This window comes from Trebonia sp., from assembly GCF_030042015.1.
GTDB lineage: Bacteria > Actinomycetota > Actinomycetes > Streptosporangiales > Streptosporangiaceae > Trebonia.
This window is the reverse complement of sequence record NZ_JASIAL010000145.1, coordinates 1-9,935: the sequence shown is the minus strand read 5'-3', so window position 1 is coordinate 9,935 and position 9,935 is coordinate 1. Positions and strand designations below refer to the sequence as shown.

The 9,935-nt window shown below is 69.7% G+C and carries 13 protein-coding genes; 6 read left to right on the top strand and 7 right to left on the bottom strand.

Annotation, left to right across the window (positions count from 1 at the left end; all coding sequences use genetic code 11):
- From Q1N79_RS07435 to Q1N79_RS07425, 3 genes are all read right to left on the bottom strand, one after another.
- On the bottom strand, window positions 1-678 hold a 678-nt coding region (locus tag Q1N79_RS07435; RefSeq protein WP_300605909.1), incomplete at its 3' end, for an SDR family NAD(P)-dependent oxidoreductase.
- Window positions 675-1,718 carry an SDR family oxidoreductase gene (locus Q1N79_RS07430; protein WP_300605907.1) on the bottom strand — a complete coding sequence of 348 codons (1,044 nt, stop codon included), beginning with the start codon at window positions 1,716-1,718 and terminating at the stop codon, window positions 675-677. The genes Q1N79_RS07435 and Q1N79_RS07430, both read right to left, overlap by 4 nt.
- Before the next feature lie 46 nt (window positions 1,719-1,764).
- Window positions 1,765-2,259: a cupin domain-containing protein gene (locus Q1N79_RS07425; protein ID WP_300605905.1), complete on the bottom strand. Its 495-nt coding sequence runs from the start codon at window positions 2,257-2,259 to the stop codon at window positions 1,765-1,767.
- Between the two features lie 16 nt (window positions 2,260-2,275).
- Between Q1N79_RS07425 and Q1N79_RS07420 the strand changes: the two genes are divergently transcribed.
- The 4 genes from Q1N79_RS07420 to Q1N79_RS30580 all read left to right on the top strand — a co-directional run bounded on the left by Q1N79_RS07420 (window position 2,276) and on the right by Q1N79_RS30580 (window position 4,856).
- Complete coding sequence (locus Q1N79_RS07420; protein ID WP_300605903.1) at window positions 2,276-2,878, top strand: TetR/AcrR family transcriptional regulator; 603 nt, start codon at window positions 2,276-2,278, stop codon at window positions 2,876-2,878.
- 137 nt (window positions 2,879-3,015) lie between these two features.
- Entirely contained in the window at window positions 3,016-3,363 is a 348-nt protein-coding gene (locus Q1N79_RS07415) for a GntR family transcriptional regulator (protein WP_300605901.1), read from the top strand.
- Window positions 3,364-3,372: 9 nt separating this feature from the next.
- Window positions 3,373-4,689: a hypothetical protein gene (locus Q1N79_RS07410; RefSeq protein WP_300605899.1), complete on the top strand. Its 1,317-nt coding sequence runs from the start codon at window positions 3,373-3,375 to the stop codon at window positions 4,687-4,689.
- A complete protein-coding gene (locus tag Q1N79_RS30580; protein ID WP_367185037.1) occupies window positions 4,689-4,856 on the top strand; it encodes a WhiB family transcriptional regulator in 168 nt (55 codons plus the stop codon). Before Q1N79_RS07410 ends, Q1N79_RS30580 begins: the two co-directional genes overlap by 1 nt.
- A 140-nt stretch (window positions 4,857-4,996) precedes the next feature.
- Here Q1N79_RS30580 and Q1N79_RS07405 read toward each other — a convergent pair whose 3' ends face one another.
- The 3 genes from Q1N79_RS07405 to Q1N79_RS07395 form a co-directional block, all read right to left on the bottom strand.
- Window positions 4,997-6,169, bottom strand: coding sequence for a hypothetical protein (locus tag Q1N79_RS07405; protein WP_300605897.1), 1,173 nt, complete (start codon window positions 6,167-6,169; stop codon window positions 4,997-4,999).
- A gap of 223 nt (window positions 6,170-6,392) precedes the next feature.
- The gene (gene hypB, locus Q1N79_RS07400; RefSeq protein ID WP_300605895.1) at window positions 6,393-7,199 is read right to left on the bottom strand and encodes a hydrogenase nickel incorporation protein HypB; all 807 of its coding nucleotides are present in this window, start codon (window positions 7,197-7,199) and stop codon (window positions 6,393-6,395) included.
- Window positions 7,199-7,549 (bottom strand): hydrogenase maturation nickel metallochaperone HypA, encoded by a 351-nt coding sequence (locus tag Q1N79_RS07395; protein ID WP_300605893.1) that lies wholly within the window; start codon window positions 7,547-7,549, stop codon window positions 7,199-7,201. The genes hypB and Q1N79_RS07395 overlap by 1 nt, the downstream gene beginning before the upstream one ends.
- Window positions 7,550-7,863: 314 nt before the next feature.
- Between Q1N79_RS07395 and Q1N79_RS07390 the strand changes: the two genes are divergently transcribed.
- Window positions 7,864-8,406 carry an enoyl-CoA hydratase-related protein gene (locus Q1N79_RS07390; protein ID WP_300605891.1) on the top strand — a complete coding sequence of 181 codons (543 nt, stop codon included), beginning with the start codon at window positions 7,864-7,866 and terminating at the stop codon, window positions 8,404-8,406.
- A 123-nt stretch (window positions 8,407-8,529) separates the two neighbouring features.
- On the opposite strand, the gene def is transcribed toward Q1N79_RS07390, so the two are convergent.
- Window positions 8,530-9,120: a peptide deformylase gene (gene def, locus Q1N79_RS07385; protein ID WP_300605889.1), complete on the bottom strand. Its 591-nt coding sequence runs from the start codon at window positions 9,118-9,120 to the stop codon at window positions 8,530-8,532.
- 289 nt (window positions 9,121-9,409) lie between these two features.
- Here def and Q1N79_RS07380 point away from each other — a divergent pair, with 289 nt between their 5' ends.
- The gene (locus Q1N79_RS07380) at window positions 9,410-9,919 is read left to right on the top strand and encodes an N-acetyltransferase (protein WP_300605887.1); all 510 of its coding nucleotides are present in this window, start codon (window positions 9,410-9,412) and stop codon (window positions 9,917-9,919) included.
- The last annotated feature ends 16 nt before the right edge of the window (window positions 9,920-9,935 follow it).

Here is a 9,935-nt window from a genome sequence, read left to right as displayed (position 1 = left end):
CGCGCCGGTGATGAAGGAGGCGCGCGGGGAGAGCAGGAATGCGATCGGCTCGGCGATCTCCGGCGCGGTTGCGAGGCGGCCGAGCGCGGTGTTCGTCGCGATGGCGGCGAGCGCGGCTGCTGAGTCGTGCACGTCGCCGCGGAGCATCGGGGTGTCGGTCGGTCCTGGGCAGACGCAGTTCAGCCTGATGCCATCGGCGGCGAACTCGTGCGCCGCGGTCCGGGACCAGTGGATCAGCGCTGCCTTGGAGGCCGCGTACGCGGCGAAGCCCGGGTAGGCGCGCAGGCCGGTGGCTGAGGAGACAGTCACGACCGCCGCGTGGTCGCCGCGCCGGAGTGACGGCAGCAGCACCCGCACCGCGTCGGCGGTGGCCGCGACGTTGAGTGCGAGCAGGTCGTGCCACTGGGCGGGCGTGGTGTCGATGATGGTGGCGCGTAGCGAGGTGCCTGCGGTGATCACGAGACCGTCAAGGGCAGACACTTGGGCCGCCAGCTCGCGCACCGAGTTCGGGTCCAGCAGGTCGACGTGGATGCTGCACTGCTCAGCCCGCTGGTCGGCGGTCAGGACGTCGGCGCCTTGGGCGCGGCAGGCATCGGCCACGGCCTGCCCGATGCCGGACGCGGCGCCGATGACCAGTATCCGCCGCCCGGCCAGCTCTTCGCCGCTGCCCAGGCTCATGCCTGTCTCCTTTGCCCTGTTTCACCGATTGATGCCGAAGATCCGGATCGGTGCCTTGGGAGTCTAGGGGATGGCAGGTGCGCCGCGCACGCGCGCTGACCTCGGATGGAAGACCAGGTGTCCGATACCGCGCCGAAGGAGCCCGCTAACGGGGCGCTGCGCTCTGCCGATCGCGCACTGGAGATCCCGGATAATGCTTGATCACTCCAGGCACCTGTCCGTCTCATCTCTGCTGCCCTCGCGACCATCGAGGTGAGCCCGATCTGCCTTAGCAGCCGGGGTAGCACCTGGGGAGCCGCCGCCTGGAGCACCGCTGCGGGTCGCACCGGCTGGCTGTTCACGATTAGCTCGGCGCGGTCCTCCCTGATCGCCTTGAGTACCGCGCTGGCGACCCGCTGGGGCGTCGTCGTCCCGACGAGCAAGGGAGGGCGCCTCAGGCCCTGTGTCTCGTAGCGCGCGTACATGCCGTCCCGGCGCACGAAGCCGGGGCAGACCACGGAGAAGCCGACAGGCGAGCCGAAATGCTCCGCCCGTAGCGAATGGGTCGCCCCGACCAGAGCGAACTTGGTCGCCGAATAGACCGCGTTAAAAGGCGTCGCTACTGTTCCCGACGCTGAGGACAGGTTCACGATGTGCCCTGTGCCGCGGTCAAGCATCCCGGGCAGGATCGCCTGGATCAGCAGCAGCGGGGCGGTGAGGTTCAGGTCGACAATGGCCTCGATCTGAGTTGAGTCCAGGTCCGTGTAGCGGGAGAACAGCTCGGCTGCGGCGTTGTTCACGAGGATGTCGATTGGGCCGAGTTCTGCTGCGGCGTGATCGACAAGTCCCTGGCGGTCCGCGGCCACCGTGACATCTGCGCGGATTCCTACCGCCTTGACGCCCAGGCTCGCCAATTCGGCCCGAACGGCCTCAAGTTGCCGTGCCGAGCGGGCAGCGACGGCGACGTTGACTCCCGAGCTCGCAAGAGCGCGGGCGATGTGAGCGCCTATCCCCCTGGATCCGCCCGTGACGATGGCGTTCGCGTTCCGCAGGTCCTTCATGGCCGTGTTCGACGCCCGGCTGAACGCGCCGCGGTGCCGCGGAAGGTCACGCGCGGCTCACTTCGGCTGTGGCGCCGACGTCGATCTGCGGGCCCACTGGGCGGCCGTGGGGAGCCCAGATGGCGCTGAGCTGCTCAGGATCCGGCGGTCCGTGCAGGTGAGCGAGGTAGGCGGCCTGTTCGGCGAACATCTTCTCTATTCCGGCGGGCGCGATCACCCCGAGGATGCGCACCGGGCTGTCGGAGCCATTGGCGAAGGCGTGCGGGATCTGCCGGGGCAGCCAGGCGAAACAGCCGGGGCCCAGGTCGTGCCGCTCCTCGCCCAGCTGGACCAGCAGGTGGCCGTCGATCGCGTAAAGGCACTCGTCTTCGGCGTGGTGGACGTGCAGCGGCGGACCCGGGGTCCGGGGCCCGATGACCCCCTCAACGAGGGTGAACAAGCCGCCGGTGTCTGCCGCTCCGGCCTTGATCGCCGGGAAAGCGCCGGGGTGGCTGCGGACCTGGCCTTGCGCCAGCACATACGGTGCCGCTCGCTGCTCCATCGAACCTCCTTGACAGGTGTCAAGCACGCGGACCCGCATCCTCGACGCCGCGCGGGAGATAACCGAAAAGCAGGGCACCCTCCCCACCATGTCGGCGCTGTCCCGCGCGGTCGGCATCTCCCGGCAGGCGCTGTACCTTCATTTCCCCGACCGCACCCAGCTGCTGCTCGCCCTGGTCGCGCACGCCGGTGAGCAAGAGCAGCTCGAGGCCGGGATGGCAGCCGTCGCCCAGGCGCCTGACGCCGCCACGGCGATCCGTGCATGGGCCAGCCTGCAGGCCCAGCGCAGGCCCGGGCTCGCGCCCGCGGCCAGGGCCCTGGCCGACACCCGCCACGACGACCCGTCCGCATCCGCCGCCTGGACAGACCGGGGCGCCTACCGGATGCGCGTCGCCACCTCCATCATCGAGCGCCTGCGCGAGGAGGGGCGACTCGACCCGACCTGGTCAACCTCCGAGGCAGCCGCGCTGCTGTGGGAGCTGAACTCCTTTCACGTCTGGGACGACCTGGTGAACGGCGCCCAGATCGCACCCGACCGCTACGCCGAGATCATCACTGCCGCCGCGCTCGGCGCGCTCGGCGCACCCATTGGCCAACCGGCCAGCCCTAAGAACGCCTAGCGATCTTTGGTCGCGAGGCCCGGTATCCGCTACCGACGTCGACCGACATCGCGATCACCGGGACCACGTTCTCGCCGTGGCTGGTGCGCATCACGCGCGAGCCCGACAGTCCCACTTGAGCTAAAATCACTAGCACAATGAAGTCGCCGAAGATTGACCTCACCGAATCGACCCCGCTCTGGGAGCAGGTGGCGGCGGAGATTCGCCGAGCCATCGCCGAAGGTGAGGCCAAGCCTGGCGAGCGGATGCCGCTCGCGAAAGACCTCGCGACCGTGCTCGGGGTAAACCGCAACACCGTCCTGCGCGCACTGCGGGAGCTGCGCGACGAAGGCCTCCTCGAGCTTCGTCAGGGTCGCGGGATCACCGTCGCCGGGACTCCCGAGCGCGGGGCGGTCATGAGGCGCGTGCGAGAGCTCGTCGCCTTCGCGCGCAAGCAGGGCTACCGGCCCGACGAGGTCATCGCCATGATCGAGGCCATCTCGTAGGGAGGGGTGATGCAGCTCCTGCACAAACGGCCGCCGACCAGCGGCAAGCCCCCGGCTGATGCGGAGATCATCATCCGCGAGGCACGCCGCCTCCGGCGGCGGCGCTGGGCGATCGGCATCGCTGTGGTGGCGCTTGCCGCGGCCGGCACCGGGCTCGGCGTCGGATTCTCCGGTTCGGGGAGCGGCGGGCACCACGGAACCGGGTCGCCCGGTCATGGCGAGGCGGCCGAGGCCATCGTGATCTCACCGGGCGTCACGATGCTCGACCTCGCAAAGAGCGACAAGTACGGCGACATTGCGCTCGCCCGAGGAAGGATCGTCCTCTACGGTCCGGCCCTTCAAGAGCAGTACCCCTCGGCGTCTGCGACATGCAATTCGGCGGAGGTCGACCCGACGACACTCGCTCTGAGCCACCTCATGACGAGCAGTTGCGCCAATCCCGCGCTCGAGGGCCAGCGGGTGCTGCCGGTCGTGACGGTCGAGCCGAACGTCTCATTCGGCAACGGCGGAGTCGCTGCCGTCACGGTCCGCATCTCCCGTGCGGTCTCGGGTCCGCCCGGCTACGTGCTGGGACCCGTGGTCATGTCCTTCCCGCAGGAATCTGATGGCTGGCCCACGTGGACGTACGGGGATGGTGATCTCTGGCTGTTCGATGCGCTCGCGAAGGGCGGAAGCCAGCTGCTGCGCATCTCGGGTTCCACGGGCGCCGTCATACAGCGCATCGCGATGCCCGCGATCTCGCGGCCGATCGTGGCTTTCGACAACGATGGCTTCTGGCTCGCGGCAGCCGCCAACAGTGGCGGCGATAGCGGTGCCTCGAATGGCGTGTACCGCGTGGCTCCCGGGTCCCGCACGGCGACCCGTGCCTTCTCGCTGCGCAGCGGCGAGCCCGTGAGCTGGATGGTGGCCTCCGGGCACTCGCTCTGGCTCGCGCCGGGCCCGAGGCCGTCGGCGGTCTGGCACCTCACCGGAGCGAGCGCCACGCCCGTTGGTCACGTAAGGCTCCCGGCAGCTCTCGCAGGCGTCCTGATGATCCAAGGCGGCGGCTCGGCGATGGTCGGCGACGCAAGCGGCCTGTGGACCGCCACACCGAACGCCGCAGGCACACAGCAGCAAGTGTTCCGCCTTCTTCCCGACTCCGGCGCCGCGAGTGCGGTTGCACTGCTCAAGCCTGTCTACTCCTCCCCGGGTGAGTTGCGTTACGGAAACATAGCGGCCGTCGCTTATCGCGGCTCGATGTACCTGCTCGACCCTCCGGTGGAGTCCGGACCCGACTACGAAGGCGAAGGCTTCAGCGCCCTCTACCGCATCACACCGGAGTCCTAATCTGTCGGCTCGCCAGGGACCATTGCAGCCGCCGGCCCTGCCCGCGCAGCCCGGTCCGGCCCCAGTGTCTCAGGTTCGCGCTGCGGAACCAGGCAGGTCTACGGCAGTCGGGCGGCCTCACCGAGGACGAGCGCCACCACGCGGCCAAGACCAGCCAGGGAACGTAGGCTCAGACGGCGAACCAGCCGGCCGGCCGATTCGCTGAACCAGGCCGCATGCTTCCCCTGACGGCACCGACCTGACCGTTGCACCCTATTGAGGTGGGATCGGGAACGCTGCTCGCGCGTTGACCCCGCAGAAGGTGTGGTTACGCTTTGGGCAGCGGCTCGGACGTCCAGGTCACCCCGTCGTTGGCGGACTTAAGGATCACGCCTGCGGCGCGGGCCTGGCCGCCTGCGATGCAGTCCCTGGTCCTGGTGACGCAGGAGTCAGCGAAAAGGTCCTGCGCCCTGGCCACCGTGCTTTGCGCCCAGTGCCTGCCGCTTGTCGACGTGAGCTCGGACAGGCCGTAGAGGGTGTCAGTGCCGCCTGCCTGGGGAGCGTAGCCGCCGCCCACCGCCACGCAGGTCGTCGTCGAGGGGCAGGAGATACCCCCGAACCCGGCCACGTGGCTGGGCGCGGACAGGACGTCCTTCCAGGTCACCCCGCCGTTAGCCGAGGTGTACAGGTAGGCCTGCTCGTGCGACGGTATGGCGGAGGTGACGTCGAAGACGGCGTAGCAGTCCCTGGCCGACGGGCAGGTCACCGGACCCAGCGGCACCCCGCCGGGGACGGCGTGCCTGGTCCAGGTTTTCCCGCCGTTGGCCGTGGTCAGCGCGGCCTCGCCGGTGACAAGGCAGACGGTGGCCGATGCACAGGAGATGCCGAACGGGCTGGACATCGCCGTCTCCAGAGCGGGGACCGGTTCCGGCGTCCACACGCCGCCACCGTCAGTGGTACGGGCCACCGCGGCGTCGAACCGGTTGCCGGCCAATCCGACGGCCCAGCAGTCCAGGCCGTTGGCGCAGGAGATGGCCTCAGCCAGGGCCAGGGACTTCGGTGCGGCGTGCGTGCTCCATATTTTGCCCCCGTCGGCCGTCTCCAGGAACGCGGCGCCGGAGTCCTCCGCCGCGTAACCGATGGCGAGGCAATGAGCGGCGGAGGTGCAGTCGATGCCGGCGATGTCGTCGAACCTCGTGGTCGCGTACTGCACGCTCCATGTGACGCCGCCGTCCGCTGTGGCGATGATGGCGGAGCCGCTGGCGTCGTACGCGCCGGCCCAGCAGCGAGAGGCGGACACGCAGGACACTGCCGTGACCGCCGTGAGGGTCGCCGGCGCAGCCGGCGCAGCCGCCGCCGGGACCGCCGGGCCAGCGATGACCACAGCGCCTGACGCCACCAGCCCGGCGGCCGCGAAGACGAGGCCGGCTGCCCGCCACTGCCAGGTCTTGCCGGGAGCAGGTGCATTCAGCCGCCGGCGGCCGCGCCGATCTCGATCCATTGCCGTCCCCTCTTCATATGCGCACTGCCAGAAATCCTGGCATCCGATAAGCACAGATTTCCGCCAGACCGGAAAGGTTGCACCGATCTGTCACCGCAGGCGCAGCCCCGCGGGACTGGCCGCCGCCCCTAACAGGCCCGGCGCCCGCGGTCACCCTTGGGGCATGCAGTCAAGGATGGGCATCCGGCGGTTATTCGCGGTCAGCACCCGCCGGTCGGCCGGGTTAGCCTGATGACGATGCGGCTCGGCTGGATTCCAGGTGGCCGCAAAGCCACTGGCACCAGGTGTCCACGCCGTCGCCGGTGCGGGCGCTGGCCTGGATGACGGCTGCGGCGGGGTTGACGGCGCGCAGATTGGCCAGGAAGGCGTCCAGGTCGAAGCCGAGGTGAGGGAGCAGGTCCATCTTGTTGACCACGACCAGGTCGCAGGACCGGAACATGACCGGGTACTTCAGCGGCTTTTCTTCCCCTTCGGTGATCGCGTAGACCATGGCCCTGGTGTTCTCACCGACGTCGAACTCGGCCGGGCAGACGAGATTTCCGACATTCTCGATCAGCACCAGGTCCAGGTCGCGCAGCGGAAGCCGGGGCAGGGCCGAGCGCACCATGGGTGCGTCCAGGTGGCATTCGCCGCCGAACCCGCTGCCCGTGTTGATCAGTGCGATGTCGGCGCCGAAGCCAGCCAGGCGGTCGGCGTCCAGGCTGGTCTCGATGTCACCCTCGACTATCCCGATGCGCAAAGACCCGGACAGTCGCCGCAAGGTCTCCCGCAGCAGCGCGGTCTTGCCTGCGCCTGGCGAGGACATCAGGTTGACCGCGCACACCCCGTGGCCGGCGAAGTCGGCCCGGTTGGCGGCCGCCGTCCGGTCGTTCTCATCGAAGATGCGCGCCAGGACCTCGACGCGCTCGGTTCCCGTCTGGTAGCCGGAATGGTCGCCGATGGCGTCGTGACCATCGTCGTGGGAGTGCCCGGCGTGATCGTCGTCGTGACTGTGCGCGGTGCCGTCGCCGTGACGGTGGAAACGCCCCATCAGGTACTCGCTCCTTCGGCCAGGTCAAGTGCGGTAATCAGGAACTCCTCGCCGGCGATGACTTCCACGTCCGTGCTCATGCAGCCACCGCAGGCGAAGACCGGCAGGTCGCCCAGCTCGGCTGAGCGGTCACAGCCGCGGCATCGGATGCGGACGGGAATGCTCTCCACCTCCAGCCGTGAGCCGGCCAGCTCGGTGTCGGCGCTGAGAAGGTCCCAGCAGTAGACAAGCGTGTCGGGGACGATCTGGCGCAACTGCCCGATCCGCAGGTGGATGACCCGGACCTGCCGGCCGGCTGCGCGGCGCTCGACGATACCCGCGATCGACCCGCAGACCGACAGTTCGTGCACGGCACCGCCTCTGCTCGCATGCGCGCCGCGACGCAGACCCCACCTCGCCAGCGCGCCAACTCCGCGATTCCTGCGAGGATAGACCAGTTCTGCCCTCTGACGACAGTCGCCCTGGCTGCCGCGGTCTCAGGTGGAGTGCTCGACGTCGGAGTTTCCGGCGATGCAGGCTGGCCGCTGGTCCAGCAACCGGGGGCGTGGCCGCCGGTGAAGCACGACTCGTCGATGACGATGTGCTCAGACAGCGTGGGCAGGGACGAGGACTCAGCCTGGCCGGATGATGCACCGGAAGCCGATATACGGCCGACCTGCCCGCGGTGCGCGAGTTGCTCGACACGTGCGTGGAGCTGATGGACTTGATCCAGTCTGTCCCGCAGCCGGTGATCGCCCGCGTGCACGGGCTGGCAACGGCCGCGGGCTGCCAGCTCGTGGCGACCTGCGACCTCGCGGTGGCCGCTCACTCTGCCGGGTTCGCCGCGCCGGGCGGCAAGGGTGGCTGGTTCTGCCACACACCGATGGTGGCCATCGCGCGAAACATCGGCCGCAAGCGCGCCGCCGAGCTCGCCTACACCGGCGACGTCATCACCGCCGCCCAGGCCCTGGACTGGGGCCTGGTCAACCGCGCCGTCCCCGACCAGGATCTGGACAAGGAAGTTCGCGGACTGCTCACCAGGGCCACCCGCGGCAGCCGCGCCTCGAAGGCGACCGGGAAGAGGACCCTGTATGAGCAGCTCTCCCTGCCGCAGGCCGACGCCTACCGGCTGGCAGCCCGGGTGATGGCCGAGACCTCGCAGACTCCGGCCGCCCGCGAGGGCATGGCCGCCTTCCTGGGCAAGCGCCAGCCGACCTGGAACGACTGAGCGCTACGAGGCTCCTGCAGCCCGGAGGGACCACAGCCCGCCTTTATTGCGGCAGGCAAGCGACTGCGGAAGCGCAATAAAGTCGGGCTCTTGTATGAAAGGCCGCCACGCGAGGGCAGGGTGTCAGGATGGCTGTCGGTCCGGGCTGACATGCCCGCCAGGCCAGGAGCGGTCCGCTGAGCTGCGGCGGTGGCGGCCCGGCAGACCCGCAGCGGCCAGAATGGCCGCCCGCTCATCGCCGGGCAGCAGGTCCACGTAGACGACGCCGCGCAGGTGATCGGTCTCGTGCTGCAGGCAGCGGGCGAGCAGGCCCGTCCCGGTGACGGCCACGGGATCGCCCCGCACGTCGGCACCGGTTACGGTCGCGACGGCGGCCCGGCTGACCTCCGCCTGCTGGCCGGGGACCGACAGGCACCCCTCGGAATCAGTCACCGCCGGCGCGAGAGCACCGGACGTCACGAGCACGGGGTTGACGACGTGCCCCGACTGGTTCTCGCCGGAAGCGTCCGGGCAGTCGTAGACGAACACGCGCAGCCCGAGGCCGATCTGGTTCGCCGCCAGCCCGACGCCGTTGGCGGCGTACATGCTGGCGAACATGTCCTCGACCAGCGCCTGCAGCCCGGCGTCGAACGAGTCCACCCGGTCGCAGGGCCGGTGTAGGACTGCGGCTCCGTATACGGTGATCGGCCGCGCGGTCCCGGCTGACACGTCCATGGGCCCCCTCGGATGGCACCTAGCCGGCTGACCCGCCGACTCAAGGGATACTACTGCGATGGGATAGTAATTGCGAATAAGTCGCGGCGTACGTAGACTCCTGCATACAGATCGCAATAGCTAGGCGGGCGCAGCTGGCTGTGCCTCGCGGCCTGACGACGAGAGCGGGAGGACCGTTGTGGGCGGCCATACCGGTGACGTGCGGGCACCCCTGCCCGCACGCCTGGGCATGACCGGCGCCCTCCCGTCCGGCCAGCCGAATGGCGCCAGGCGGGTTAGGGTCATCCCAATGACCGGCTCGCTGGCGAGCATGGTCGCCTGCGGGCTGGCGAACGAGCTGACAGACCTGGCGGCCGCGGCGTTCGCCGCGCCGCCGTGGAACGAGACATCCGCCCACGCCAGGCAGCTGATCGGCAGGATGCTCGCAGACGCCCGGCATCCCGCGTTCGTCCTGGCGCTGGCGTTCACCGGGCCTGGACCGGCCCTGGCCGGGTTCGGCTACGGCATCCCCCGATGGCCCGCGCCAGGCATCGCCGGGGCCGGGTCGGCCTTCGACGGCACCGAGCCATTCGAACTCTGCGAACTGGCCGTCCTGCCCGCCGCGCGCGGACAGGGCGCCGGCCGCGCACTGCACGACGCCATCATCGACGCCTCCGGGCCGCAGCCGCGCTGGCTGGTCACGCACCCGGCGGCTCGCCCCGCCGTCAGCCTCTACCGGGCAACCGGCTGGCAGACCAGGCGGCTGTTCCCCAGCCGTGCCGATGGCAGCACGCGACTGCTCATGACCAGGCACAGCTGACAGGCTCAGCGTCCGC

Bases quoted from the DNA above. Each gene is read 5' to 3' on its own strand.
- Q1N79_RS07430 (WP_300605907.1), bottom strand. From the start codon at position 1,718: ATGAAGGACCTGCGGAACGCGAACGCCATCGTCACGGGCGGATCCAGG.
- Q1N79_RS07425 (WP_300605905.1), bottom strand. From the start codon at position 2,259: ATGGAGCAGCGAGCGGCACCGTATGTGCTGGCGCAAGGCCAGGTCCGC.
- Q1N79_RS07415 (WP_300605901.1), top strand. From the start codon at position 3,016: ATGAAGTCGCCGAAGATTGACCTCACCGAATCGACCCCGCTCTGGGAG.
- Q1N79_RS07410 (WP_300605899.1), top strand. From the start codon at position 3,373: ATGCAGCTCCTGCACAAACGGCCGCCGACCAGCGGCAAGCCCCCGGCT.
- Q1N79_RS07405 (WP_300605897.1), bottom strand. From the start codon at position 6,169: ATGGATCGAGATCGGCGCGGCCGCCGGCGGCTGAATGCACCTGCTCCC.
- hypB (WP_300605895.1), bottom strand. From the start codon at position 7,199: ATGGGGCGTTTCCACCGTCACGGCGACGGCACCGCGCACAGTCACGAC.
- def (WP_300605889.1), bottom strand. From the start codon at position 9,120: ATGGACGTGTCAGCCGGGACCGCGCGGCCGATCACCGTATACGGAGCC.
- Q1N79_RS07380 (WP_300605887.1), top strand. From the start codon at position 9,410: ATGACCGGCTCGCTGGCGAGCATGGTCGCCTGCGGGCTGGCGAACGAG.